This is a genomic window from Ramlibacter pallidus (assembly GCF_015070875.1).
Taxonomy (GTDB): Bacteria; Pseudomonadota; Gammaproteobacteria; order Burkholderiales; family Burkholderiaceae_C; genus Ramlibacter; species Ramlibacter pallidus.
In genome coordinates this window covers 127,363-151,565 of sequence record NZ_JADDIV010000004.1, presented here as the reverse complement: position 1 = coordinate 151,565, position 24,203 = coordinate 127,363, and the positions used below count along the sequence as shown (strand labels likewise).

At 67.7% G+C, this 24,203-nt stretch carries 25 protein-coding genes and 1 tRNA gene; 1 reads left to right on the top strand and 25 read right to left on the bottom strand.

Features of this window, described 5'->3' with window-relative positions; all coding sequences use genetic code 11:
• The 25 genes from IM787_RS13915 to IM787_RS13795 all read right to left on the bottom strand — a co-directional run bounded on the left by IM787_RS13915 (position 1) and on the right by IM787_RS13795 (position 23,674).
• Complete coding sequence (locus IM787_RS13915; RefSeq protein ID WP_193677285.1) at positions 1-450, bottom strand: DUF1178 family protein; 450 nt, start codon at positions 448-450, stop codon at positions 1-3.
• Positions 447-1,037: an NUDIX domain-containing protein gene (locus IM787_RS13910; RefSeq protein WP_193677284.1), complete on the bottom strand. Its 591-nt coding sequence runs from the start codon at positions 1,035-1,037 to the stop codon at positions 447-449. The genes IM787_RS13915 and IM787_RS13910 overlap by 4 nt, the downstream gene beginning before the upstream one ends.
• A 1-nt stretch (position 1,038) precedes the next feature.
• On the bottom strand, positions 1,039-1,341 hold the full coding sequence (locus IM787_RS13905) for a DUF2818 family protein (RefSeq protein WP_193677283.1): 303 nt from the start codon (positions 1,339-1,341) through the stop codon (positions 1,039-1,041).
• A 2-nt stretch (positions 1,342-1,343) separates the two neighbouring features.
• On the bottom strand, positions 1,344-2,831 hold the full coding sequence (gene nuoN / locus IM787_RS13900; RefSeq protein WP_193677282.1) for an NADH-quinone oxidoreductase subunit NuoN: 1,488 nt from the start codon (positions 2,829-2,831) through the stop codon (positions 1,344-1,346).
• Positions 2,832-2,853: 22 nt separating this feature from the next.
• Positions 2,854-4,332 (bottom strand): NADH-quinone oxidoreductase subunit M, encoded by a 1,479-nt coding sequence (locus IM787_RS13895; RefSeq protein WP_193677281.1) that lies wholly within the window; start codon positions 4,330-4,332, stop codon positions 2,854-2,856.
• Between the two features lie 13 nt (positions 4,333-4,345).
• The gene (gene nuoL, locus IM787_RS13890) at positions 4,346-6,448 is read right to left on the bottom strand and encodes an NADH-quinone oxidoreductase subunit L (RefSeq protein ID WP_193677280.1); all 2,103 of its coding nucleotides are present in this window, start codon (positions 6,446-6,448) and stop codon (positions 4,346-4,348) included.
• A 22-nt stretch (positions 6,449-6,470) separates the two neighbouring features.
• A complete protein-coding gene (nuoK, locus tag IM787_RS13885) occupies positions 6,471-6,779 on the bottom strand; it encodes an NADH-quinone oxidoreductase subunit NuoK (protein WP_193677279.1) in 309 nt (102 codons plus the stop codon).
• Entirely contained in the window at positions 6,776-7,441 is a 666-nt protein-coding gene (locus IM787_RS13880; protein WP_193677278.1) for an NADH-quinone oxidoreductase subunit J, read from the bottom strand. The genes nuoK and IM787_RS13880 overlap by 4 nt, the downstream gene beginning before the upstream one ends.
• Before the next feature lie 21 nt (positions 7,442-7,462).
• Entirely contained in the window at positions 7,463-7,987 is a 525-nt protein-coding gene (gene nuoI, locus IM787_RS13875) for an NADH-quinone oxidoreductase subunit NuoI (RefSeq protein WP_193677277.1), read from the bottom strand.
• Positions 7,988-7,990: 3 nt separating this feature from the next.
• Entirely contained in the window at positions 7,991-9,073 is a 1,083-nt protein-coding gene (gene nuoH / locus IM787_RS13870; RefSeq protein ID WP_193677276.1) for an NADH-quinone oxidoreductase subunit NuoH, read from the bottom strand.
• Entirely contained in the window at positions 9,070-11,208 is a 2,139-nt protein-coding gene (nuoG, locus tag IM787_RS13865) for an NADH-quinone oxidoreductase subunit NuoG (protein WP_193677275.1), read from the bottom strand. The genes nuoH and nuoG overlap by 4 nt, the downstream gene beginning before the upstream one ends.
• The gene (nuoF, locus tag IM787_RS13860) at positions 11,205-12,572 is read right to left on the bottom strand and encodes an NADH-quinone oxidoreductase subunit NuoF (RefSeq protein ID WP_193677274.1); all 1,368 of its coding nucleotides are present in this window, start codon (positions 12,570-12,572) and stop codon (positions 11,205-11,207) included. Before nuoF ends, nuoG begins: the two co-directional genes overlap by 4 nt.
• A complete protein-coding gene (gene nuoE / locus IM787_RS13855) occupies positions 12,569-13,054 on the bottom strand; it encodes an NADH-quinone oxidoreductase subunit NuoE (RefSeq protein WP_193677273.1) in 486 nt (161 codons plus the stop codon). The genes nuoF and nuoE overlap by 4 nt, the downstream gene beginning before the upstream one ends.
• Entirely contained in the window at positions 13,051-14,304 is a 1,254-nt protein-coding gene (locus IM787_RS13850; RefSeq protein WP_193677272.1) for an NADH-quinone oxidoreductase subunit D, read from the bottom strand. Before IM787_RS13850 ends, nuoE begins: the two co-directional genes overlap by 4 nt.
• Before the next feature lie 2 nt (positions 14,305-14,306).
• Positions 14,307-14,927, bottom strand: coding sequence for an NADH-quinone oxidoreductase subunit C (locus IM787_RS13845; protein ID WP_193677859.1), 621 nt, complete (start codon positions 14,925-14,927; stop codon positions 14,307-14,309).
• A 2-nt stretch (positions 14,928-14,929) separates the two neighbouring features.
• Complete coding sequence (locus IM787_RS13840; protein ID WP_169420697.1) at positions 14,930-15,409, bottom strand: NuoB/complex I 20 kDa subunit family protein; 480 nt, start codon at positions 15,407-15,409, stop codon at positions 14,930-14,932.
• A gap of 33 nt (positions 15,410-15,442) precedes the next feature.
• Complete coding sequence (locus IM787_RS13835) at positions 15,443-15,814, bottom strand: NADH-quinone oxidoreductase subunit A (protein ID WP_193677271.1); 372 nt, start codon at positions 15,812-15,814, stop codon at positions 15,443-15,445.
• Between the two features lie 61 nt (positions 15,815-15,875).
• Positions 15,876-15,960, bottom strand: a tRNA-Leu gene (locus IM787_RS13830).
• 131 nt (positions 15,961-16,091) lie between these two features.
• Positions 16,092-16,514, bottom strand: coding sequence for a preprotein translocase subunit SecG (gene secG / locus IM787_RS13825; protein WP_193677270.1), 423 nt, complete (start codon positions 16,512-16,514; stop codon positions 16,092-16,094).
• 43 nt (positions 16,515-16,557) lie between these two features.
• On the bottom strand, positions 16,558-17,307 hold the full coding sequence (tpiA, locus tag IM787_RS13820) for a triose-phosphate isomerase (protein ID WP_193677269.1): 750 nt from the start codon (positions 17,305-17,307) through the stop codon (positions 16,558-16,560).
• Positions 17,308-17,311: 4 nt separating this feature from the next.
• Positions 17,312-18,301 (bottom strand): NAD(P)H-quinone oxidoreductase, encoded by a 990-nt coding sequence (locus tag IM787_RS13815; RefSeq protein WP_193677268.1) that lies wholly within the window; start codon positions 18,299-18,301, stop codon positions 17,312-17,314.
• A gap of 11 nt (positions 18,302-18,312) precedes the next feature.
• Positions 18,313-20,667 (bottom strand): polyribonucleotide nucleotidyltransferase, encoded by a 2,355-nt coding sequence (gene pnp, locus IM787_RS13810; RefSeq protein WP_193677267.1) that lies wholly within the window; start codon positions 20,665-20,667, stop codon positions 18,313-18,315.
• A gap of 186 nt (positions 20,668-20,853) precedes the next feature.
• Positions 20,854-21,117, bottom strand: a complete 264-nt coding sequence (gene rpsO / locus IM787_RS13805) for a 30S ribosomal protein S15 (protein WP_193677266.1) — start codon at positions 21,115-21,117, stop codon at positions 20,854-20,856.
• 121 nt (positions 21,118-21,238) lie between these two features.
• Positions 21,239-22,393, bottom strand: a complete 1,155-nt coding sequence (locus IM787_RS13800; RefSeq protein ID WP_193677265.1) for a pyridoxal phosphate-dependent aminotransferase — start codon at positions 22,391-22,393, stop codon at positions 21,239-21,241.
• Between the two features lie 6 nt (positions 22,394-22,399).
• Positions 22,400-23,674 (bottom strand): branched-chain amino acid ABC transporter substrate-binding protein, encoded by a 1,275-nt coding sequence (locus IM787_RS13795; protein ID WP_193677264.1) that lies wholly within the window; start codon positions 23,672-23,674, stop codon positions 22,400-22,402.
• A gap of 139 nt (positions 23,675-23,813) precedes the next feature.
• Here IM787_RS13795 and IM787_RS13790 point away from each other — a divergent pair, with 139 nt between their 5' ends.
• Positions 23,814-24,188, top strand: coding sequence for an Hsp20/alpha crystallin family protein (locus IM787_RS13790; protein ID WP_193677263.1), 375 nt, complete (start codon positions 23,814-23,816; stop codon positions 24,186-24,188).
• Positions 24,189-24,203: the final 15 nt, after the last annotated feature.

Genomic DNA, 24,203 nt, shown 5'->3' with positions numbered 1-24,203 from the left:
CTACTGCAGCGGGCCCTTGAGGCCCTTGGGCAGCGGCAGCGGCAACACGCCGATGCCCTCTTCCAGCAGCGCCCGGGTCTCCTCCACCGAAGCCTGCCCGCGGATGCCGCGTTCCTCGGTCTCGCCATAGTGGATCCGGCGCGCCTCCTCGGCGAACTTCTCGCCGACGTCCTCGGTGTTCGCCATCACCTGCTTCACCAGCTGCATCCACGCGGCCTGGACCTGCGCGTTCGGCGTCGCGACCAGGTCCTGCTTCGGCGCCGGCGCGGCCGCCGGTTCGGTGGCGCCCAGGTTCAGGCGCGGCGCGCTGGGCATCTTGGTGACCCGCGCGTCGCCGCACAGCGGGCATTCGACCAGCCCGCGCGCGAGCTGGCCCTGGAAATCGTCTTCGGACGCGAACCAGCCCTCGAAGGCATGGGCGTGCGCGCACTGGAGGTTGAGGACCTTCATGGCTGCGAAGGTGGAGGCTGCCAGTCGAGTTTCCAAGCCCCCGAGACGACGTTCTGGATCCACGCGGCGGCCGCCAGCGTCTTGGAGTCCTGCACCTGGCCGTCGCGGCACCAGCCGAGGAACTCCTCGGGCGTCGCCGTGAACACGTCGAGGAACTCGCCCTCGTCCAGGCGTGCGCCGCGCTGCTCCAGCCCACGCGCGAACCAGATATGGATGGCCTCGTCGGAATAAGCCACGGTGGGGTACATCGTGAAGGCGAAGGCCCATTCGCGGGCGACGTAGCCGGTCTCCTCCAGCAGCTCGCGCTGGCCGCACGCCAGCACGCCTTCGCCGGCATCCAGCTTGCCCGCCGGGATCTCGACGTGCACCTTGCGGGTGGCGTGGCGGTACTGGCGTTCCAGCACGATGCGCCCGTCGTCCGTGAAGGGGACGATGGCGACCGCCCCCGGGTGCAGCACGTACTCGCGGGTCGCGCTGCCGGCGTCCGGCATGCGGACGGTGTCGCGCACGATGTGCAGGAAGCGGCCCTTGAACACCTCCTCCCGGGAAACGAAGTGCTCGATCAGGTGGCGGTCGTCGGTGGCCATGTCAGTGCCGCGGTCGGTACAGGTAGCGCCAGACGAAACCCGGGAAGGCGAAAGTCAGGAACAGCGTCCCCGTGATGGCGTAGAACTCCCAGCGTTGCGGCGCGATCTGGCCGGCATGGTTCTCCAGCGCCAGCCCGATGCCGCCCACCACGAAATACAGCGCCACCAGCTCGGCCAGCCGCACCGGCAGGCTCTTGCCGCGCGCGAGCCGCAGCACGCCGAACAGGCGCTGCGAGAGGAACGGCAGGTTGGCGGCCAGGAAGGCCAGCACCAGCACCAGCCAGGTCGAGGCCGTTTGCGACATGGCTAGGACGAGAGCATGCGCACGATGGCCTGGGCGCACAGCGTCATCAGCCCGCCGGGCAGGATGCCCAGCAGCAGGATCAGCGCGCCGTTGATCGTCAGCACGACGCGGACTTCGGCCGGCGCGGCGACGGTGGTGGCCGTGATCGGGGCGTCGAAGTACATCACCTTCACCACGCGGATGTAGTAGAAGGCGGCGACCAGCGACATGACCACGGCGAACACCGCCAGGCCGATGTAGAACGGGCTGCCCGACACCACCAGCGCCTGCAGCACCGCCAGCTTGGCGTAGAAGCCCACCAGCGGCGGGATGCCGGCCAGCGAGAACAGCGTGACGGCCATGACGCCGGCGTACAGCGGGCTGCGCTGGTTCAGGCCGGCCAGGTCGGCGATCTCCTCGCTCTCGAAGCCCTCGCGCGCCAGCAGCAGGATGACGCCGAAGCTCGCCAGCGTGGTCAGCACGTAGGTCACGATGTAGAACATCGCGGAGCTGTAGGCGTTGCGGGCGAACACCGGGTCGCCGTTCACCACGCCGGACAGCAGGCCCAGCATCACGAAGCCCATCTGGCCGATGGTCGAATAGGCCAGCATGCGCTTGAGGTTGGTCTGCGCGATGGCCGCCAGGTTGCCGACGAACAGGGACGAGACGGCCAGCACCACCAGCATCTGCTGCCAGTCGATCGCCAGCGGCAGCATGCCCTCCACCAGCAGGCGGATGGCGATGGCGAAGGCCGCGAGTTCCGGCGCGGTGCCCAGCATGATCGTGACGGCCGTCGGCGCGCCCTGGTACACGTCCGGGATCCACATGTGGAAGGGCGCGGCGCCCAGCTTGAAGGCCAGGCCGGCGACGATGAAGACCAGGCCGAACACCAGCACGGTGTGCTTCACCTGGCCGCCGGCGATCACCTTGAACACCGTGGCAATGTCCAGCGAGCCGGTCGCGCCGTAGATCATGGACAGCCCGTACAGCAGGAAGCCCGAAGCCATCGCGCCCAGCACGAAGTACTTCATGGCCGCTTCGGTGGCCTGCGTGTGGTCGCGGCGCAGCGCCACCAGCGCGTAGCTGCACAGCGTGAGCAGTTCCAGGCCCAGGTAGATGACCAGGAAGTTGTGGCCGCCGATCATCACGAAGATGCCCAGCAGCGACAGCATGGCCAGGGTGAAGAGCTCGCCGCCGCGCAGCATGTCGCGGTCGCCCGCGTACGGACGGCCGTACACCAGGCAGACCATCATCGCGATGGTGGAGAAGCACTTGAGCCAGTTGCCCATGGAATCGCTGACCACCATGCGGCCGAAGCCGTAGGCCGTCTCGCCGGTGGCGGCCTCGCTGCCGGTCAGGAAGGCGACCGCGGCCAGCGAGGCGAGCGTCAGCCCGTAGGTGAGGTTGCGCAGGCGGCTCTTCACGCCGAGGTCCACCAGGGCGATGACGCAGGCCATCACCAGCAGCAGGATCTCGGGGGCGACGACCGCCAGGCTCGTGTTGTCGATCATTGTGTGGTTCTCCCGCTTCCCGTCAGAGCTTGGACGCCGAGACGTGCTTCAGGAAGCCGGCGACGGACGCGTTCATCACGTCGGTGAAGGGTTTCGGGTGGATGCCCATGTACAGCACGGCGACCGCCAGGATGCCCAGCATCACGAATTCGCGGGCATTGATGTCGGTGAGCGCGCGCACGTTGTCGTTCGCGATCGGCCCGAAGTAGACGCGCTTGACCATCCACAGGGTGTACGACGCGCCGAGGATCAGCGCGGTGGCGGCGAGCAGGCCGATCCAGAAGTTGTACTTCACGGCGGCCAGGATCACCATCCACTCGCCGACGAAGCCGGCGGTGGCGGGCAGGCCCGCGTTGGCCATGGAGAACAGCACCGCGAAGGCGGCGAAGGTCGGCATGGTGTTGACGACACCGCCGTAATCGGCGATCTGGCGCGAATGCACGCGGTCGTACAGCACGCCGATGCACAGGAACATCGCGCCCGAGACGAAGCCGTGCGCGATCATCTGCACCAGCCCGCCGGAGACGCCGAGGTCGTTGAAGATGAAGAAGCCGAGCGTGACGAAGCCCATGTGGGCGACGGACGAATACGCCACCAGCTTCTTCATGTCCTGCTGCACCATCGCGACCAGGCCGACGTAGATCACGGCGATGAGCGACAGCGCGATCATCAGCCAGGCCCATTCGCGCGAGGCGTCCGGCGCGATCGGCATCGAGAAGCGCAGGAAGCCGTAGGCGCCCAGCTTCAGCATGATGGCCGCCAGCACGGCGGAGCCGCCGGTGGGCGCCTCGACGTGCACGTCGGGCAGCCAGGTGTGCACCGGGAACATCGGCACCTTCACCGCGAAGGCGGCGAAGAACCCGAAGAACAGCAGCGTCTGCGCCAGCGAGGACAGCGGCAGGCGGTGCCAGGTCAGGATGTCGAAGCTGCCGCCGGACTTGGTGTACAGGTAGACCAGCGCCACCAGCATCAGCAGCGAGCCGAGCAGCGTGTACAGGAAGAACTTGAAGGCCGCGTAGATCTTGTTGGGGCCGCCCCAGATGCCGATGATCAGGTACATCGGGATCAGCGTGGCCTCGAAGAACACGTAGAACAGCACGGCATCGAGCGCCGTGAACACGCCGATCATCAGGCCCGAGAGGATCAGGAACGCGCCCATGTACTGGTTGACGCGCTCCGTGATCACCTCCCACGCGGAGATGACGACCACCACCGTGATGAAGGCCGTCAGCAGCACGAACCAGAACGAGATGCCGTCGATGCCCAGGTGGTAGAAGACGTTGAAGCGGTCGATCCAGGGCTGGCGCTCGACGAACTGCATGGCGGCCGTGCTGCGGTCGAAGCGCGCGTACAGCGGCAGGGTGACCAGGAAGCTGATGACCGAGCCGATCAGCGCGATCCAGCGCACCGTGCGGGCCTGGTCGTCGCGGCCGAGGGCCAGCAGGATGGCGCCGAACGCGATCGGCGTCCAGATGGCGAGGCTGAGGAGTCCCGTCTGCATTCTTTTTCTTCTCCTACTTCTTCAGCCAGTCCTGGACCATCGGCCAGCTGACGAAGTACGTCATGAGCACGACGACGCCCAGGAGCATCGCGAAGGCATAGTGGTAGATGTAGCCGGACTGGATCCAGCGGATCACGCCGGCGAACCGGCCCACCGCGCGCGCGCTGCCGTTGACGAAGACGCGTTCGATGATGCCCTGGTCGCCGCCCTTCCACAGGCCGCGGCCGAGGCCGCGCGCGGCGCGGGCCAGCACCTGCTCGTTGAACCAGTCCATGTAGTACTTGTTGTCCAGCAGCGTGTACAGCGGCATGGCACGGCGCTTGATGGCGGCGGGCAGCGCCGGGTTCACCAGGTACATGTACCAGGCGAGCGCCACGCCGGCGACGGCGAGGTACAGCACGGGGGTGCTGAAGGCATGGCCGACCATGGCCAGCGGGCCGTGCCAGAGCTTCGCCAGTTCCGCCATCGCGGGGTGGCGCGCGGCGTCGACGAAGATCGCGTCCTTGAAGAAGTCGCCGAACAGCATCGGGCCCATGGTGAGGAAGCCGATGACGACCGAGGGGAAGGCCAGCAGGATCAGCGGCGCGGTCACCACCCAGGGCGACTCGTGCGGCTCGTGCGCCCCGTGGCCGTGCCCATGGTCGTCCTTCGCATGGGCGTCGTGCACGGCGTGGCCCTGCACGTCGGGCTCCTCGTCGGAGGGGTGGTGGCCATGCGCGTCCGGGTTCTGGTCGAAGCGTTCCTTGCCGTGGAACACCAGGAAGTACATGCGGAACGAGTAGAAGGCCGTGACGAACACGCCCGCCAGCACCGCGAAGTAAGCGAAGCCGGCGCCGGGCAGCTTGCTGAAGTGCACCGCCTCGATGATGCTGTCCTTGGAGTAGAAGCCCGCGAACAGCGGCGTGCCGATCAGTGCCAGCGAACCGAGCAGCGACGTGATCCAGGTGATGGGCATGTACTTCTTCAGGTTGCCCATCCAGCGGATGTCCTGGTTGTGGTGCATCCCGATGATCACGGAGCCGGCGGCCAGGAACAGCAGCGCCTTGAAGAACGCGTGCGTCATCAGGTGGAACACGGCCACCGAGTAGGCGGAGGCGCCCAGCGCCACCGTCATGTACCCGAGCTGCGACAGCGTGGAGTACGCCACCACGCGCTTGATGTCGTTCTGGATGATGCCCAGGAAGCCCATGAACAGCGCCGTGATCGCGCCGATCACCAGGATGAAGGACAGCGCGGTGTCGGACAGCTCGAACAGCGGCGACATGCGCGCCACCATGAAGATGCCGGCCGTGACCATGGTCGCCGCGTGGATCAATGCGGAGATCGGCGTCGGGCCCTCCATCGAGTCCGGCAGCCACACGTGCAGCGGGAACTGGGCGCTCTTGCCCATGGCGCCGATGAACAGGCAGATGCAGATGACCGTGATCAGGCGCCAGTCGGTGCCCAGTCCGAACGGCAGGCCGCCGAGGTCGCCGGCCTTGGCGAAGGTCTCGGCGTAGCTCAGGGTGCCGGCATAGGCGGCGATCAGGCCGATGCCCAGGATGAAGCCGAAGTCGCCGACCCGGTTGACCAGGAAGGCCTTCATGTTGGCGAAGATGGCGGTGGGCTTGGTGTACCAGAAGCCGATGAGCAGGTACGACACCAGGCCCACGGCTTCCCAGCCGAAGAACAGCTGCAGGAAGTTGTTGCTCATGACGAGCATGAGCATCGAGAACGTGAACAGCGAGATGTAGGCGAAGAAGCGGTTGTAGCCTTCGTCCTCCTCCATGTAGCCGATGGTGTAGATGTGCACCATCAGCGAAACGAAGGTCACGACGCACATCATCATGGCGGTCAGCCCGTCGACCAGGAAGCCGACCTCCATCTTCAGCCCGCCGATGACCATCCATTCGTAGAGGGTCTCGTTGAAGCGCGCGCCGTCGACCGCCACGCTCTTGAGCGTCATCACCGAGATGACGAAGGCGATGAACACGCCCAGGATGGTCAGCGTGTGCGACAGGCGCCGGCCGATCCAGTTGCCGCCGAAGGTCGTGCCGAAGATGCCGGCCAGCACGGCGCCGGCGAGCGGCGCGAGCGGGACGGCGAGCAGCGTAGCTGCGTTCAGGGTGGTAGCCATGTTTCTTGTGCGCCCCGGGGCGTCAGCCCTTCAGGGTGTTCAGTTCTTCGACGTTGATGTTGTCCTTGTTGCGGAACAGCAGCACGAGGATGGCGAGGCCGATCGCGGACTCCGCCGCGGCGACCGTGAGGATGAAGAACACGAACACCTGGCCGTGCATGTCGCCCAGGTAGTAGGAGAACGCCACGAAGTTCATGTTGACCGCCAGCAGCATCAGCTCGATGGCCATCAGCAGCACGATCAGGTTGCGGCGGTTCAGGAAGATGCCGACGACCGACAGCGCGAACAGGATCGCGCCCAGCGTCAGGAAGTGTCCCAGGGTGAGCGTCATGCCTTGGTCTCCCCGGTCGCGGCGGCCGCGGCCGCCGGCTCGGCCGGCCGCGTCGGCGGCACCTTGATGACCTGCAGGCGGTCGCTGGCGCGCACGCGCACGGCCAGCGCCGGGTCGAAGTGCTTGCTGTCCTTGCGGTGGCGCAGCGTGAGCGCGATGGCGGCGATGATGCCCACCAGCAGGATCACGGCGGCGATCTCCAGCGGGAACAGGTACTCGGAGTACAGCAGCTTGCCCAGTTCCTTGGTGTTGGAGTACTGCACGCCGGCCTGCGCGGCAGCGGCCGCGCCCGGCAAGGCGCGCGGCTCCTCGGTCGGGCGGAAGCCGCCCATCAGCACCGCGGCCATCTCCAGCGCGATCAGCGCGCCGATCGTGGCGGCCAGCGGGAAGTGCTTCCAGAAGCCGGCCCGCAGCGCGTCGACGTTGATGTCCAGCATCATCACGACGAACAGGAACAGCACCATCACGGCGCCCACGTACACCAGCACCAGCGAGATCGCCAGGAACTCGGCGCGCAGCAGCATCCAGATGCCGGCGGCCTGGAAGAAGGTGAGCACCAGGAACAGCGCCGCATACACGGGGTTGCGCGCGGTGATGACCCGGAAGGCCGCGAACAGCAGCACCACCGAGAACAGGTAGAAGAGGAAGGTCCGGACGTCCATCGTTCTTTTCTTTCGCCGGCTTCAGCGGTACTTGGCGTCGGCCGCGCGGTTGGCCGCGATCTCGGCTTCGTAGCGGTCGCCCACGGCCAGCAGCATGTCCTTGGTGAAGTACAGGTCGCCGCGCTTCTCGCCGTGGTACTCCAGCACGTGGGTCTCGACGATCGAGTCGACCGGGCAGCTTTCCTCGCAGAAGCCACAGAAGATGCACTTGGTCAGGTCGATGTCGTAGCGGGTGGTGCGGCGGGTGCCGTCGGCGCGCTGCTCGCTCTCGATGGTGATGGCGAGCGCGGGGCACACGGCCTCGCACAGCTTGCAGGCGATGCAGCGTTCCTCGCCGTTCTCGTAGCGGCGCAGCGCGTGCAGGCCGCGGAAGCGCGGCGACAGCGGCGTCTTCTCTTCCGGGAACTGCACCGTGATCTTGCGGGCGAAGAAGTACTTGCCCGTGATGCGCAGGCCCTTGAACAGCTCCAGCAGCATGAAGCTGGAGAGGAAGTCCCGCAGCGAAAAGCCGGTGGAACGGGTCGCCAGGGTGTTGGAGGACAGCATGGCTTACTTGAAGATGTTGTAGGGCGTCTGCATCCAGGCGCCGATGACGACCAGCCAGACCAGCGTGACCGGGATGAAGATCTTCCAGCCCAGGCGCATGATCTGGTCGTAGCGGTAGCGCGGGAAGGTCGACCGGATCCAGAGGAACATGGTGACCATGACGAAGGTCTTGCCGAACAGCCAGATCCAGCCCGGGATCCAGTTCAGCACCGGCGCGTCGATGGGGGGCAGCCAGCCGCCCAGGAACATGACGACCGCGAGGATCGACACGAGCCACATGTTGGCGTACTCCGCCAGGAAGAACATGGCGAAGGACATGCCCGAGTACTCGATCATGTGGCCGGCGACGATCTCGGACTCGCCTTCCACCACGTCGAAGGGGTGGCGGTTCGTCTCGGCCAGGCCGGAGATGAAGTACACGAAGAAGATCGGCAGCAGCGGCAGCCAGTTCCACGAAAGGAAGTTGATGCCCAGGCCCGCGAAATAGCCGCGGTCCTGCTGCAGCACGATCTCGGTCATGTTCAGCGAACCGGCGACCATCAGCACCACCACCAGGCAGAAGCCCATGGCGATCTCGTAGCTGACCATCTGGGCCGAAGCCCGCAGCGCCCCCAGGAAGGCGTACTTCGAGTTGGATGCCCAGCCGGCGATGATCACGCCGTAGACCTCCAGCGAGGTGATCGCCATCAGGAACAGCAGGCCGGCGTTGATGTTCGCCAGCGCCGCTTCCGGCCCGAAGGGGATCACCACCCAGGCGACCAGCGCCGGCATGATGGTCATGATGGGGCCGAGCAGGAACAGGCCCTTGTTGGCGACCGTCGGGAGGATGATCTCCTTGGTCAGCAGCTTCAGCGCGTCCGCGATCGGCGTCAGCAGCCCGAACGGGCCGACGCGGTTGGGGCCGGGGCGGATCTGCGTGAAGCCGATCGCCTTGCGTTCCCACAGCGTCAGGTAGGCCACCGCGCCCATCAGGGGCAGCACCACCGCGACGATCTTGATCAGCGTCCAGAGCACCGGCCAGCCGGCACCCGTCCACCACGGCGCGGCGATCAGGCCGTTGCCGAAGCCGTAGATCGCATCGATCATGCCGCCACCTCCTGCGCCTGCCGCAGCGCCACCTGCGCGTCGGCGGTGAGCTGCAGCGACGGGGCGCGGCGCACCACGCCATCGAGCTGGTAGATCGAAGCCGTCACCGGGCGCGCGCTGGTGTCGCCCAGCCACACCGCCTTGGCCGTGCGGTTGGAGAGCTTGTCGCGCTGCGCCAGCGGCTGCTGCGCATCGGCTGCGCCGCGGGCGGCGACCAGGACCTCCTGCGCGGACTCCCAGGTGAAGCCCTGCAGGCCCAGCATGTTGCCCAGCACGCGCAGCACCTTCCAGGCCGGGCGCGTCTCGGCCAGCGGCTTGACGACGGCATGGAAGCTCTGCACGCGGCCTTCGGCGTTGACGAAGGTGCCGGGCGTCTCGGTCCAGGGCGCGATCGGCAGCAGCACGTCGCTGAATTCGAGGTTGGCCTGGAACGGGCTGAGCGTCACGACCATGTCGGCCTGGCCCAGCGCTTCGCCGGCGCGGGCGCCGGCGGCGGAATCGAACTCGGGTTCGGTGTTCAGCAGGAATACGGCCTTCAGGCCGCCCGCCAGCATCTGGCCGGCGTTCAGTCCGCCCTCGCCCGGCAACGCGTGGACGAGTTGCGCGCCCACCGTGTTGGCGGCCTCCGTGAGGTAGCCGACGCTGGCGCCGGTCTGCTCGCCGATCCACTGCGCCAGCGCCAGCAGCGAGGTGGCGGAGGGGTGGTGGGCCGCGGCGTTGCCGAGGAAGATCGCCTTGCGTTCGCCGGACAGCAGCGAGGCGGCGATCGCCTTGGCGGCGTCGGTCGCGGTGCCCTGCAGCGGCGACTTCTCGCCGTTGCTGTCGCCGATCGCGGTGGCCACGTCGGCCAGGGCCTGCAGCCATTGGCCGGCGGGCGCGATCAGCTTGCCGGCCATGCTCATGGCCCAGTCGTTGTCGCGGTCGTGCACCACCGACACCTGCGCGCCAGTGCGCACGGCCGCGCGGACGCGCAGGGCGAACAGCGGATGGTCCTTGCGCAGGTTGGAGCCGATGACCAGCACGCGCTGCAGCGTGGAGAGCGACGCGATCGGCGTGCCCAGCCAGCGCACGCCCTCGAACGCGGGGAACTCGGCGTTGCGAAGGCGATGGTCGATGTTGGGCGAGCCCAGGCCCTGCATCAGTTCACGGGCGAGGAACAGTTCCTCCACCGTGCTGTGCGGGCTGGCCAGCGTGCCGATGGCCTTGGCGCCATGCTGCTCGCGCACCTGCCGCACACCGTTGGCGACGTACTCCAGGGCCGTCTGCCAGTCGACGGGACGCCATTCGCCGCCCTGCTTGAGCATGGGCGTGGTGAGGCGCTCGGGACCGTTGAGAGCTTCGTACGAGAAGCGGTCGCGGTCGGCGATCCAGCACTCGTTGACGTCGTTGTTCTCCAGCGGCAGCACGCGCATGACGCGGTTGTTCTTCACCTGCACCAGCAGGTTGGCGCCGGTGGAGTCGTGCGGGCTGACGGACTTGCGGCGCGAGAGCTCCCAGTTGCGGGCGCTGTAGCGGAACGGCTTGCTGGTGAGCGCGCCGACCGGGCACAGGTCGATCATGTTGCCCGACACTTCGGAGTCGACCGTGTCGCCGAGCACCGTGGTGATCTCGCTGTGCTCGCCGCGGTGGATCATGCCCAGCTCCATCACGCCGGCGATCTCCTGGCCGAAGCGCACGCAGCGGGTGCAGTGGATGCAGCGGCTCATCTCCTCCATGGAGATCAGCGGGCCGACGTCCTTGTGCAGCACGACGCGCTTTTCTTCCTCGTAGCGCGAGGCCGAGCCACCGTAGCCGACGGCGAGGTCCTGCAGCTGGCATTCGCCGCCCTGGTCGCAGATGGGGCAATCCAGCGGATGGTTGATGAGGAGGAACTCCATCACCGACTGCTGCGCCTTGATGGCCTTCTCGCTGCGCGTGCGCACGATCATGCCGTTGGTGACGGGCGTGGCGCAGGCCGGCATCGGCTTGGGCGCCTTCTCCACGTCGACCAGGCACATCCGGCAGTTGGCCGCGATGGACAGCTTCTTGTGGTAGCAGAAGTGCGGAATGTAGGTGCCGGCCTTCTCGGCCGCATGCATCACCATGCTGCCCTCGGGCACGGACACCTGCTGCCCGTCCAGGTTGATCTCGATCATGCTGTTTCCTCCCTCCCCCTCTGGGGGAGGGTTGGGGTGGGGGCGCTCGCCACGGCGGCGATCTTGGCCTCGAACTCGTGGCGGAAGTGCTTGATCATGGCGCGCACCGGCATCGCGGCCGCGTCGCCCAGCGCGCAGATGGTGCGGCCCTGGATGTTGTCGGCCACCGAGTTCAGCAGGTCGATGTCGCTCGTCTTGCCGTGCCCGTGGTGGATGCGGTCGACCACGCGCCACAGCCAGCCCGTGCCTTCGCGGCAGGGCGTGCACTGGCCGCAGGACTCGTGCATGTAGAAGTAGGACAGGCGCAGCAGCGACTCCACCATGTCGCGCGTCTCGTCCATCACGATGACCGCGCCCGAGCCCAGCATCGAGCCGGCCTTGGCGATGGAGTCGTAGTCCATCGTGCAGTCCATCATGATGTTCGCGGGCAGCACCGGGGCGGAGGAGCCGCCGGGAATCACCGCCTTGAGCTTGCGGCCGCCGCGCACGCCGCCGCACAGTTCCAGCAGCTTGCTGAAGGGCGTGCCCAGCGGGATCTCGTAGTTGCCGGGCAGTTCGACGTCGCCGGAGACCGAGAAGATCTTGGTGCCGCCATTGTTCGGCTTGCCGCATTCGAGGTAGGCCTGGCCGCCGTTGCGGATGATCCAGGGCACCGCCGCGAAGGTCTCGGTGTTGTTGATCGTGGTGGGCTTGCCGTACAGGCCGAAGCTGGCCGGGAACGGCGGCTTGAAGCGCGGCTGGCCCTTCTTGCCCTCGAGCGACTCGAGCAGCGCCGTCTCTTCGCCGCAGATGTAGGCGCCGAAGCCATGGAAGGCGTGCAGCTGGAAGCTGAAGTTGCTGCCCAGGATGTTGTTGCCCAGGAAGCCGGCCGCCCTCGCCTCTTCGAGCGCTTCCTCGAAGCGATCGTAGGTCTGGAAGATCTCGCCGTGGATGTAGTTGTAGCCGACGTTGATGCCCATCGCGTAGGCCGCGATGATCATCCCCTCGATCACGATGTGGGGGTTGTAGTGCAGGATGTCGCGGTCCTTGCACGTGCCCGGCTCGCCCTCGTCCGAGTTGCACACCAGGTACTTCTGGCCGGGGAACTGGCGGGGCATGAAGCTCCACTTCAGGCCGGTCGGGAAGCCCGCGCCGCCGCGGCCGCGCAGGGCCGATTCCTTGACGGTGGCGATCACCTGGTCCTGCGTCAGGCCTTCGGCGAGGATCTTGCGCAGCGCCTTGTAGCCGTCGCGCGCCTCGTAGTCCTTCAGGCGCCAGTTGGTGCCGTCCAGGCCCGCATAGATCTGCGGGTTGATGTGGCGGTCGTGGAAGCAGGTCTGGACGCCGGTGGCCTGGAACTGCGCAAGCACTTGCTGGGCATTCATCCCTGTGCTCCCTTCAGGCCGTCGACCAGCTGGTCCAGCTTGTCGTTGCTCATGAAGCTGCACATGGTGCGGTCGTTCACCAGCATCACCGGCGAATCGGCGCACGCGCCCAGGCACTCGCTCTGCTGCAGCGTGAACAGGCCGTCCGGCGTGGTCTCGCCCATCGTGATGCCCAGCTTGCGTTCCAGGTGCTGCAGCGCCTTCTGGCCGTCGCGCAGCTGGCACGGCAGGTTGGTGCACACGTTCAGCTTGTACTTGCCGACCGGGCGCTGGTTGTACATGTTGTAGAAGGTCGTGACCTCGTGCACGGCGATCGTCGGCATGCCGAGGTACTGCGCGATCTCTTCCTCGCTCTGCTTCGTGACGAAGCCCTGCTCCTGCTGCACGATGGCCAGCAGCGCCATCACGGCGGACTGCTTCTGGTCGGGCGGGTACTTCGCGACTTCGCGGTCGAAGCGCGCGCGGGTGCTGTCCGAAATCATCGGTCGATTTCTCCGAAGACGATGTCCATGGTGCCGATGATCGCGACGGCGTCGGCGATCATGTGGCCGCGCGCCATCTCGTCGAGCGACGCCAGGTGGGCGAAGCCGGGGGCGCGGATCTTCAGGCGGTAGGGCTTGTTGGCGCCGTCGCTCACGATGTAGATGCCGAACTCGCCCTTGGGGTGTTCCACCGCGGCATAGGCTTCGCCCTCGGGAACGCGCATGCCTTCCGAGAAGAGCTTGAAGTGGTGGATCAGCTCCTCCATGTTGGACTTCATGCTCTCGCGGTCGGGCGGCGCCACCTTGTGGTTGTCGGTGATAACGGGGCCCGGGTTCGCGCGCAGCCAGGCCACGCACTGCTGGATGATGCGGTTGGACTCGCGCAGCTCGTGCACGCGCACCAGGTAGCGGTCGTACGAATCGCCGGTCTTGCCGATCGGGATGTCGAAGTCCATCCGGTCGTAGACCTCGTAGGGCTGCGTCTTGCGCAGGTCCCACAGCACACCGGAACCGCGCAGCATGGGGCCGGTGAAGCCCAGGTTGAGCGCGCGCTCGGGCGTGACCACGCCGATGCCGACGGTGCGCTGCTTCCAGATGCGGTTGTCGGTGAGCAGCGTCTCGTACTCGTCGACGTACTTGGGGAAGCGCTGGGTGAAGGCGTCGATGAAGTCGAGCAGCGAACCCTGGCGGTCCTCGTTCATGCGCTCGATCTCGCGCTGGTTGCGCACCTTGCTCGCGCGGTACTGCGGCATCGCGTCCGGCAGGTCGCGGTAGACGCCGCCCGGGCGGAAGTACGCCGCGTGCATGCGCGCGCCGGACACCGCCTCGTACATGTCGAACAGGTCTTCCCGCTCGCGGAAGCAGTAGATCAGCATGTTCATCGCGCCGCAGTCCAGCCCGTGCGCGCCGAGCCACAGCAGGTGGTTCAGCAGGCGGGTGATCTCGGAGAACATGACGCGGATGTACTGCGCGCGCACCGGCACCTCGATGCCCAGCAGCTTCTCGACGGCCAGGCAGTAGGCGTGCTCGTTGGACATCATCGACACGTAGTCCAGCCGGTCCATGTACGGCAGCGTCTGGATGTAGGTGCGGGTCTCGGCAAGCTTCTCGGTGGCGCGGTGCAGCAGGCCGATGTGCGGGTCGGCGCGCTGGATCACCTCGCCGTCGAGTTCCAGCACCAGGCGCAGCACGCCGTGCGCGGCCGGGTGCTGCGGGCCGAAGTTCAGGGTGTAGTTCTTGATCTCGGCCATGGTTACTGGAGACCGTATTTCTCTTCGCGGATGATCCGCGGCGTGATCTCGCGCGGCTCGATGGAGACCGGCTGGTAGATCACCCGCTTCTTCTCGGCGTCGTAGATCATCTCGACGTGGCCGGAGACCGGGAAGTCCTTGCGGAAGGGATGGCCGATGAAGCCGTAGTCGGTGAGGATGCGGCGCAGGTCGGCGTGGCCCTCGAAGACGATGCCGTACAGGTCGAACGCCTCGCGCTCGAACCAGTTGGCGGCGCTCCAGACGCTGGTGAGGGAGTCGATCGCCGGCAGGTCGTCGTCACCGCAGAACACGCGCACGCGCACGCGCTGGTTGAGGCTGACGGACAGCAGGTGCACGACGACGGCGTAGCGCGGGCCGTCCCAGTCGCCCATCTTGTACTCGGAGTAGTCGACGCCGCACAGGTCGATCAGCTGCTCGAACTGGCAGCCCGGCGCTTCGCGCAGGATGCGGCAGGCTTCGAGGTAGTTCGCCGCGCCGACCGTGACCGTCACTTCGTCCAGGCGGTTCTCGACGCCCCTGGCCTTGTCGCCCAGCGCCGCGGTCACGGCCTGCAGGGTCGCTTCGGTGCCCGGCGCCACCGCCGCGAGGTTGGCTTGCTGCATGCTCATGCCCTCGCGATGGTCTGGGTGCGGCGGATCTTCTGCTGCAGCTGGATGATGCCGTACAGCAGCGCCTCGGCCGTCGGCGGGCAGCCGGGCACGTAGACGTCGACCGGCACGATGCGGTCGCAGCCGCGCACCACCGAGTAGCTGTAGTGGTAGTAGCCGCCGCCGTTGGCGCAGGTGCCCATCGACAGCACCCAGCGCGGCTCGGCCATCTGGTCGTAGACCTTGCGCAGCGCCGGCGCCATCTTGTTGCACAGCGTGCCGGCCACGATCATCAGGTCGGACTGGCGCGGGCTCGGGCGGAACAGCATGCCGAAGCGGTCGATGTCGTAGCGGGCGGCGCCCGCGTGCATCATCTCCACGGCGCAGCACGCCAGGCCGAAGGTCATGGGCCACAGCGAGCCGGTCTTGGCCCAGTTGATGACCGTGTCCACGGTCGTGGTCACGACACCTTTTTCAAGAATGCCTTGGTTTGCCATCGCGATGTATTCCAGGTGAGGCGCGGCGCGGGATCACTCCCAGTCCAGCGCGCCCTTCTTCCACTCGTAGACGAAGCCGACGACCAGGATGGCCAGGAAGATCATCATGGCCCAGAAGCCCACGGGGCCGATCTCCTTCAGCGCGACCGCCCAGGGGAAGAGGAAGGCGATCTCGAGGTCGAACAGGATGAACAGGATGGCCACGAGGTAGTAGCGCACGTCGAACTTCATGCGCGCGTCCTCGAAGGCCTCGAAGCCGCATTCGTACGGGGAGTTCTTGGCCGCATCGGGCTTCTGCACGCCCATGCCCTTGGCGAAGACCCAGCCGAGGGCCTGGGGCGCGACGCCGACACCGATGCCGACGAGGATGAACAGGAGGACAGGGAGGTACTGGTCGAGGTTCATCTGGGCAGCGGTCCGCGGACTCAGGTTGCCGGCCGGTGCAGTGCCCGGCCGGCTGTTGTCTTGGTGCCGACGGCGAGACTCGAACTCGCACAGCTTTCGCCACTACCCCCTCAAGATAGCGTGTCTACCAATTTCACCACGTCGGCTATTCGTGAACGCGCCCGGACGGCAGCTATGAGGGCTTGCGCGAAGCATGTTCACGCGCGCCATCCGGACAACCACTAAGTGTACTCCGAATCGGATGCCCTACTGCCGTGCAGAGGGCCCCGCGGACACACTACTTGGTCGGGTTCTGCGCCGCGCCGGAAGCCGGCGTGGCGGGCACCGGCGCGGTGGTCGCCGGGGTCGTGGCCGGGCCTTGCTGCGCCGGCACGGTCGTGGACGGGATCTGGGCGGCGCCGGACGCGGGCACCGTGGCCGGGACCGCGCTTTCCAGCACGCTGCCGGCACCGGCCGGACGCGCCGCATGGCTGAAGTACGCCAGCAACAGCGTGCAGGCGAAGAACACCGCGGCCAGCACGGCGGTCGTGCGCGAGAGGAAGTTGGCGCTGCCGGTGGCGCCGAACAGGCTGCCGGAGGCCCCGCCGCCGAAGGCGGCGCCCATGTCCGCGCCCTTGCCGTGCTGCAGCAGGATGAGGCCGATCATGGCCAGCGCCGTCAGGATCTGCACGACGAGCACGATGGTCAGCAATGCATTCATTTTCTAGTTCACTCCAGTTTTCGTTGTGGCCTGCGCGCCGCGCTCATGCGCTGGCGGCGGCGATGATCTGCAGGAAGTCCGGGGCCTTCAGGGAAGCGCCGCCGATCAGCCCGCCGTCGATGTCCGGCTGGGCCAGCAGGCTCGCCGCGTTGGCGGCATTCATGCTGCCGCCGTAGAGGATGTGCACGCGCTCCGCCTGCGCCGTCGCGGCCGCCAGCTGCTTGCGCAGCAACGCATGCACCTGCTGGGCCTGCTCCGGGCTGGCCGTCTTGCCGGTGCCGATCGCCCAGACGGGTTCGTAGGCGACGACGATCTCGCTGATGCAGTGGCCGTTGACGTGGATGACGGCGGCCAGCTGGCGCTTCACCACCTCCTCGGTCTTCCCCGCTTCGCGTTCGGCCAGCGTCTCGCCGACGCAGACGATCGGCGTGATGCCGTGCGCCAGCGCCGTCTTCGCCTTCTCGGCGACCAGTCCGTCGGTTTCACCGTGGTACTGGCGCCGCTCCGAATGGCCGACGATGCAAAAGCGCACGCCGAACTCGCGCAGCATGGCGGCCGACACCTCTCCGGTGTACGCGCCCTGCGCATGCTGCGAGACGTCCTGCGCGCCCAGGTCCAGCTTCGCCCCGTGGCGCAGCATCTGCACCTGGGCCAGGTAGGGTGCCGGCACGCAGACGGCGACGTCGCAACGCGCGTCCCGCATCCCGGCAACCAGCGCGCGCACCAGCGCATCGTTGGCCTCCAGGCTGCCGTTCATCTTCCAGTTGCCGGCGATGAGTTTCTTCTCGGGCATCGGATCACCAGGTCAGCACGATCTTGCCGATGTGCTGGTTGGATTCCATCAGCGCGTGCGCCTTGGCGGCTTCCGCGGCCGGGAACGTGCTGTGGATGACGGGCTTGATCCTGCCGCCCTCGACGAGCGGCCAGACGTGCTTCCTCAGCGCAGCCGCGATGTCGGCCTTGAAGGCGACCGGCCGTGGCCGCAGCGTGGAGCCGGTGACCGTGATCCGGCGGCGCAGCACCAGGCCCGCGTTGAATTCGCTCTTGGTTCCGCCCTGCACCGCGATGATCACGATGCGGCCGTCCTCGTTGACGCACTTGACCTCGCGGTCGACGTACGCGCCCGCGACCATGTCGAGGATCACGTCCACGCCCTTGCCGCCGGTGAGCTTCTTCGCCTCTTCGGCGAAGTCCTGCGTCCTGTAGTTGATCGCATGGTCCGCGCCCAGGTGCACGCAGGCCTGGCACTTCTCGTCGCTACCCGCGGTCGCGATCACCGTGCGCGCGCCCATGGCCTTGGCCATCTGGATCGCCGTCACGCCGATGCCGCTGGTCCCACCCTGCACCATGAAGCTTTCGCCCGGCTGGAGGCGGCCGCGATCGAACACGTTGCTCCAGACCGTGAAGAAGGTCTCCGGCAGGGAAGCCGCCTCGACGTCGCTCAGCCCCTTCGGCACGGGCAGGCACTGGCCGACCGGCGCCACGCAGAGCTCCGCATAGCCGCCGCCGGCCACCAGCGCGCACACCCGGTCGCCCACCTGGAAACCGGCGGCGGCCATCGCCTGGGCGTCGCCGCCCGCGATGGTGCCCGCCACTTCCAGGCCGGGGATGTCGGAGGCGCCCGGCGGGACCGGGTAGTTCCCGGTGCGCTGCAGGACGTCGGGCCGGTTCACGCCGCTGGCGGCAACGCGGATCAGCACCTCGCCGGCGCCGGGCACCGGGTCGGGACGCTCACCCGCGCGCAGGACCTCCGGCGCGCCGTACTGCGTGATCTCGATGGCCTTCATGCCGGCGGCGCTCAGGACTGCGGGTCGTTGCCGCCGTTGCCGCCGCCGAAGTTGCCGGTGTTGCCGTTGCCGGCGTTCTCCTGCACCGGGGCCGGGTCGCGCTGCTCGCGCGGCTCGCGGAATTCGCGCGGCTGGCGGTCGCCACGGTCGCCACGGTCACCGCCACGGTCGCCACGGTCGCCGCGATCGCCCCGGCCTTCGCCGCGGTAGCCGCCTTCACGCGGTTCGCGCGGGGGACGGTCGCCGCGCGGCTCGCGCTCGGGCATGCCTTCCGGACGCTCGGTCAGCGCCTTCATGGACAGCTTCACGCGGCCCTTCTCGTCGGTCTCCAGCACCTTCACGCGCACCACCTGGCCTTCGGACAGGTAGTCGGTGACCTTCTCCACGCGCTCGTGGGCGATCTGGCTGATGTGCAGCAGGCCGTCCTTGCCGGGCAGCAGGTTGACCAGCGCGCCGAAGTCCAGGATCTTGGTGATCGGGCCTTCGTAGACCTTGCCGACCTCGACTTCCGCCGTGATCTGCTCGATGCGCTTCTTCGCCTCGTCGGCCTTGCCGGAATCGGTGGAGGCGATGGTGATCGTGCCGTCTTCCGCGATGTCGATCTGCGTGCCGGTCTCTTCGGTCAGCGCGCGGATGACGGCGCCGCCCTTGCCGATCACGTCGCGGATCTTCTCGGGGTTGATCTTCATCGTGTACAGGCGCGGCGCGAAGTCGGAGACCTCGGTCTTCGCCTCGCCCAGCGCTTCCTGCATCTTGCCCAGGATGTGCATGCGCGCTTCCTTGGCCTGCGCCAGGGCGACCTGCATGATCTCCTTGGTGATGCCCTGGATCTTGATGTCCATCTGCAGGGCGGTCACGCCGTTGACCGTGCCGGCCACCTTGAAGTCCATGTCGCCGAGGTGGTCCTCGTCGCCCAGGATGTCGGTCAGCACGGCGAAGCGGTTGCCTTCCTTGATCAGGCCCATGGCGATGCCGGCCACGTGGGCCTTCATCGGCACGCCGGCGTCCATCAGCGACAGGCAGCCGCCGCAGACGGAGGCCATCGACGAGGAGCCGTTGGACTCGGTGATCTCGGAGACCACGCGCATCACGTACGGGAACTCTTCCTTCGACGGCAGCAGCGGGATCAGCGCGCGCTTGGCCAGGCGGCCGTGGCCCACTTCGCGGCGCTTGGTGGAGCCCATGCGGCCGGTCTCGCCGGTGGCGAAGGGAGGCATGTTGTAGTGGAACAGGAAGCGGTCCTGGTACTCGCCGGCCAGCGCGTCGATGCGCTGGGCGTCCTGCTCGGTGCCCAGGGTGGACACCACCAGGGCCTGCGTCTCGCCGCGGGTGAACAGCGCCGAACCGTGGGTGCGGGGCAGCACGCCGGTGCGGATCTCGATCGGGCGGACGGTGCGCGTGTCGCGGCCGTCGATGCGCGGCTCGCCGGACAGGATCTGGCTGCGCACGATGCGCGACTCGATCTCGAACAGCAGGTTGTCGACCTTGATCGCGTCGAAGGCGGTGCCCTCTTCCTTCAGGGCCGCGTGCACGGAGGCGGTGGCGTCGCGCAGGGCCTGGGTGCGGGCCTGCTTGCTGCGGATGCCGTAGGCGGCGCGGATCTTCTCTTCGGCCAGGCCCTTGACCTTGGCGACGAAGGCTTCGTCTTCGGCCGGCGCCTGCCAGTCCCACACCGGCTTGCCGGCTTCGCGGACCAGCTCATGGATGGCGTTGATGGCGACCTTGCCCTGGTCGTGGCCGAACACCACGGCGCCCAGCATCACTTCCTCGGACAGCTGCTGCGCCTCGGACTCGACCATCAGCACGGCAGCCTCGGTGCCGGCGACCACCAGGTCCAGGTCGGACATCTTGCGGGCCGTCGGGCCCGGGTTCAGCACGTACTCGCCGTTGACGTAGCCCACGCGGGCGGCGCCGATCGGGCCGTTGAAGGGGATGCCGGAGATCGACAGCGCGGCGGACACGCCGATCATGGCGGCGATGTCGGCGTCGACTTCGGGGTTCAGCGACACGGTGTGGATCACCACGTGCACTTCGTTGAAGAAGCCTTCGGGGAACAGCGGGCGGATCGGGCGGTCGATCAGGCGGCTGGTCAGCGTCTCCAGCTCGGAGGGCTTGGCTTCGCGCTTGAAGAACGAGCCGGGGATCTTGCCGGCGGCGTAGGTCTTCTCGATGTAGTCGACGGTCAGCGGGAAGAAGTCCTGGCCCGGCTTGGCGGTCTTGGAGCCCACCACGGTGGCCAGCACCACGGTGCCCTCGATGTCCACCAGCACGGCGCCGGAGGCCTGGCGCGCGATCTCGCCGGTCTCCATCGTGACGGTGTGGTTGCCCCACTGGAACGTCTTGGTGACCTTGTTGAAGATGCTCATGTTCTTGCTCTCTTTCTCTCGGTTGGCGGAGCTTGGGGTGCCGAACACGATGCCATTCCTGCGGGGCTCGGGAGGCCCGAACCCCCCAGGAATGACACAGCGCGTATCCGGTCCGGCCGCTCCGAAGTGAAAAACGCCTGAGCAGTCGTCAGAACTGTCTCAGGCGTCTCGTGGCGGAACCGGCGCTTACTTGCGCAGGCCCAGCTTGGTGATCAGCGAGGTGTAGCGCTCGGCGTCCTTGTTCTTCAGGTACGCGAGCAGGCTCTTGCGGCGGTTCACCATGCGCAGCAGGCCGCGGCGGCCGTGGTGGTCCTTGGCGTGCGTCTTGAAGTGCGGGGTGAGTTCGTTGATGCGGGCGGTCAGCAGCGCGACTTGCACTTCTGGGCTGCCGGTGTCGTTGGCGCCGCGCGCATGCGCGGAAACGACCTCTGCCTTGTTGATGGCGGTCATGGTGTGTCCTTGAAAGTTGTTGACTTGCGCAGGGCTGCCGGAACTGCGGCCCTGCGTGCGCTCTGCTGGAAAGCAGAACCCGCGGATTATAGCGGACCGGGCTGGCCCGCCCGCCGGGGGGCTATTTGGCCTGCCAGGTGGCCAGCCGGTCCACGCCCTGGCGCAGCCGCGCCAGGTCCTTCGAAGCGAAGCACCAGCGCAGCCAGCCCTGTGCCTCCGGCGCGAAGGCATTGCCCGGCGCCAGGCCGATCCCCGCCTCGGCGACCAGCCGCTTGGCGAGCGCCAGCGAATCGTCGTAGCCGTCGAGCTTGAAGAAGGCGTACATGCCGCCCTTCGCAGGGCTGAGCTCGACCCCCGGCAACGCCTGCAGCAGCGGCACCAGGGTGTCGCGGCAGGCCTTCAGGTGCGCCACCACCCGCGGCGTCACTTCGTCGGTGCGGCGGATCGCCTCGATGGCCGCGCGTTGCGTGAACACGCTGGCGCAGGAGGTGTTGAACTCGATCAGCTTGCCCATGTGGTGGGTCATGTCCGGCGGCATCACCAGCCAGCCCAGGCGCCACCCGGTCATGAGGAAGCTCTTGGAGAAGCTGTGCGCCACGACCAGCCGGTCGTCCGGCCGGGCCACGTCCAGGAAACTGGGGGCGCAGCCGTTCGGCGTGGCTTCGTAGTACAGGCGCTCGTACACCTCGTCGGCCAGGATCCAGGTGCCGGTGCGGCGGCAGTGGGCCAGGATCGCCTCCTGCTCCGCCCGGGTGAGCGTCCAGCCGGTGGGATTGTTGGGCGCGTTGACGATCAGCAGCCGGGTGGCGGGCGTGACGGCGTCCAGCAGCGCCTGCAGGTCCAGCGTCCAGGCGCCGTCCCGCGGCTGCAGCGACACGCGCTTGAGCCTGGCGCCCATGATCACCGCCTGCGCCGTGAGGTTCGGCCAGACCGGCGTGACCGCCACGACCTCGTCGCCGGCGTCCACCACGGCCTGGCAGGCCAGCATCAGCGCGTTGACGCCGCCGGAGGTGACGCCGATGCGGTCGGCGGCGACGTGGCCATGCAGCCGGGAAGCATAGGCAGCGATCGCCTCGCGCAACTCCGGCAAGCCGAGGTTGTGGGCATAGAAAGTTTCACCCGCGCGCAGCGAGGCGATGGCGGCCTCGCGGATGAAGTCGGGGGTGACCTCGTCGCTTTCGCCGAACCAGAACGCCAGCACGTCGCTGCGCCCCATGCCGGCATTGGCGACTTCGCGGATCTTGGATTCTTCGAGGTTCTGGACGGTCTGGCGCATGGGGCCTCAGTATCCCGCCGGACGGGCCATCCTGCACGCGTGGGGCATTTCCGCCTGCATCGGCGCCAGGGTGCGGACCACCCTGAAGCCGTAGCCGGAGCCTTCCACGTCGAACTTCACGCCGGGCGTGCCCTGGCGGTCCATGACGCCCACCACCAGCGGCTGCTGGAACTGGTGGTCGGCGGCGCGCATGTGGCCGGACTGCCCCGCGAAGGTGACGCGCACCTGCTCCAGCGCGGAAGCGATGGCCAGGGCGTCGGCGCTGCCGGCCTTGTCGATCGCCTGCGCCAGCGCCTCGACCATCATCTGCATGCGCATGTGCACGTAGTCGTCGGCGGGGCTGGGGTAGCGGCGGCGGAAGGCCTGATAGAAGGCTTCGCTTTCGCGCGTGGGCAGGTTGGGCAGCCAGTCGGCCACCGCCAGCACCTTGCCGATGCCGGCCTCGCCCAGGGCGGCGGGCGCTCCGAGCGCATTGCCGTAGAAGGTGTAGAAGCGGCCCTCGAACCCGGCTTCGCGTGCCGCCTTGACCAGCAGCGTCAGGTCGGCGCTGAAATTTCCGGTGATCACGGCGTCGGCGCCGCTCGCGCGGATCTTGGCCGCGTAGGGCGCGAAATCCTTCACGCGCAGCAGCGGGTGCAGTTCGTCCCCGACCACCTGCACGTCGGGGCGCTGCGCGGCGAGCTGCCGGCGCGCCTCGCGCAGCACGGCCTGCCCGAAGCTGTAGTCCTGCCCGATCAGGTAGGCCGACTTCACGGCGCGGTCCTCGCGGAGCACCGACATCAGGGCCGCCATGCGCATGTCGGCGTGCGCATCGAACCGGAAGTGCCAGAAGCTGCACTTCTCGTTGGTGAGGATCGGGTCGACCGCGGAGTAGTTCAGGAACACCACGCGCCGCTGCGGGTCGCGTTCGTTGTGGCGGTTCACGGCCTCGATCAGCGCCGCGGCCACCGCCGACGAATTGCCCTGCAGGATCACGCGCGCGCCCTCGTCGACGGCGGAGCGGAAGGCGGTGAGCGCTTCCTCGATCTGCCCCTTGCTGTCGTAGCGCGCCAGCTGCAGCGGCCGCGCGCCTTCGCGGGTGCGCACCCCGCCGCGCTCGTTGACGCGCTCCACGGCCCACACCAGGTTGCGGAACACCGCCTCGCCGCCGTTGGCGTTGCCGCCGGAGAGTCCTTCGATCATCGCCAGCCGCACCGGCGCGGCCGGCTGCGCACGGGCGAAGGCGGGCAGAAATGCCGTCGCGGCGAGGGATTTCAAGACCGCGCGGCGCGGATATTTCATGCGTGCTGTTCCCTTGAAATGCGCGGCCCGGTGCGCAGATGGTGACCAGGCGGCGATCGAATGAAAGCCGCGCAGTGTAAGGGACGCACAGGCACCGATCGTGCCGAGTCCCACCCGATCACAGACAGGAGTTGGAACCATGTTTTTCGCCCCCGCCCTTCGCACCCGCGCCTACGTGCCCGCACGCGCCTTCGACCGCAGCTTCGAGCGCTTCCTGAACGAATCCTTCGCGCCCGCCGTGGCCGGCGTGAAGGTGGAGCAGTCCGAGGAAGCCTGGACCGTGTCGCTGGACGTGCCCGGTGTCGCGCGTGAGCAGCTCACCATCGACGTCGACGGCACCGTGGTCCGCGTGCAGACCGTCGCCGACGCCCCGCGCCAGTACAAGGCGGCCTACGAGCTGCCCGCCGAGATCGATGCCGAGGCGACCAGCGCGAAGCTCGAACACGGCGTGCTGACGCTCACCCTGGCCAAGAAGAAGCCGGTGGTGACGGCCCGCTCGATCGAAGTCAAGTAAGCCGCACCCGTCCGC

Excerpts from the sequence above, each read along its gene's own strand:
- secG (WP_193677270.1), bottom strand. The coding sequence starts at position 16,514 with ATGAATGCATTGCTGACCATCGTGCTCGTCGTGCAGATCCTGACGGCG.
- IM787_RS13850 (WP_193677272.1), bottom strand. The coding sequence starts at position 14,304 with ATGGCCGAGATCAAGAACTACACCCTGAACTTCGGCCCGCAGCACCCG.
- IM787_RS13790 (WP_193677263.1), top strand. The coding sequence starts at position 23,814 with ATGTTTTTCGCCCCCGCCCTTCGCACCCGCGCCTACGTGCCCGCACGC.
- nuoN (WP_193677282.1), bottom strand. The coding sequence starts at position 2,831 with ATGATCGACAACACGAGCCTGGCGGTCGTCGCCCCCGAGATCCTGCTG.
- IM787_RS13910 (WP_193677284.1), bottom strand. The coding sequence starts at position 1,037 with ATGGCCACCGACGACCGCCACCTGATCGAGCACTTCGTTTCCCGGGAG.
- IM787_RS13905 (WP_193677283.1), bottom strand. The coding sequence starts at position 1,341 with ATGTCGCAAACGGCCTCGACCTGGCTGGTGCTGGTGCTGGCCTTCCTG.
- nuoE (WP_193677273.1), bottom strand. The coding sequence starts at position 13,054 with ATGATTTCGGACAGCACCCGCGCGCGCTTCGACCGCGAAGTCGCGAAG.
- IM787_RS13845 (WP_193677859.1), bottom strand. The coding sequence starts at position 14,927 with ATGCAGCAAGCCAACCTCGCGGCGGTGGCGCCGGGCACCGAAGCGACC.
- IM787_RS13895 (WP_193677281.1), bottom strand. The coding sequence starts at position 4,332 with ATGCAGACGGGACTCCTCAGCCTCGCCATCTGGACGCCGATCGCGTTC.
- IM787_RS13795 (WP_193677264.1), bottom strand. The coding sequence starts at position 23,674 with ATGAAATATCCGCGCCGCGCGGTCTTGAAATCCCTCGCCGCGACGGCA.
- IM787_RS13800 (WP_193677265.1), bottom strand. The coding sequence starts at position 22,393 with ATGCGCCAGACCGTCCAGAACCTCGAAGAATCCAAGATCCGCGAAGTC.
- nuoL (WP_193677280.1), bottom strand. The coding sequence starts at position 6,448 with ATGGCTACCACCCTGAACGCAGCTACGCTGCTCGCCGTCCCGCTCGCG.
- IM787_RS13880 (WP_193677278.1), bottom strand. The coding sequence starts at position 7,441 with ATGGACGTCCGGACCTTCCTCTTCTACCTGTTCTCGGTGGTGCTGCTG.
- IM787_RS13915 (WP_193677285.1), bottom strand. The coding sequence starts at position 450 with ATGAAGGTCCTCAACCTCCAGTGCGCGCACGCCCATGCCTTCGAGGGC.
- tpiA (WP_193677269.1), bottom strand. The coding sequence starts at position 17,307 with ATGCCCGAGAAGAAACTCATCGCCGGCAACTGGAAGATGAACGGCAGC.
- IM787_RS13840 (WP_169420697.1), bottom strand. The coding sequence starts at position 15,409 with ATGGCAAACCAAGGCATTCTTGAAAAAGGTGTCGTGACCACGACCGTG.
- IM787_RS13835 (WP_193677271.1), bottom strand. The coding sequence starts at position 15,814 with ATGAACCTCGACCAGTACCTCCCTGTCCTCCTGTTCATCCTCGTCGGC.
- nuoG (WP_193677275.1), bottom strand. The coding sequence starts at position 11,208 with ATGATCGAGATCAACCTGGACGGGCAGCAGGTGTCCGTGCCCGAGGGC.
- nuoH (WP_193677276.1), bottom strand. The coding sequence starts at position 9,073 with ATGATCGATGCGATCTACGGCTTCGGCAACGGCCTGATCGCCGCGCCG.
- IM787_RS13815 (WP_193677268.1), bottom strand. The coding sequence starts at position 18,301 with ATGAAGGCCATCGAGATCACGCAGTACGGCGCGCCGGAGGTCCTGCGC.
- rpsO (WP_193677266.1), bottom strand. The coding sequence starts at position 21,117 with ATGACCGCCATCAACAAGGCAGAGGTCGTTTCCGCGCATGCGCGCGGC.
- nuoI (WP_193677277.1), bottom strand. The coding sequence starts at position 7,987 with ATGCTGTCCTCCAACACCCTGGCGACCCGTTCCACCGGCTTTTCGCTG.
- nuoF (WP_193677274.1), bottom strand. The coding sequence starts at position 12,572 with ATGAATGCCCAGCAAGTGCTTGCGCAGTTCCAGGCCACCGGCGTCCAG.
- pnp (WP_193677267.1), bottom strand. The coding sequence starts at position 20,667 with ATGAGCATCTTCAACAAGGTCACCAAGACGTTCCAGTGGGGCAACCAC.
- nuoK (WP_193677279.1), bottom strand. The coding sequence starts at position 6,779 with ATGACGCTCACCCTGGGACACTTCCTGACGCTGGGCGCGATCCTGTTC.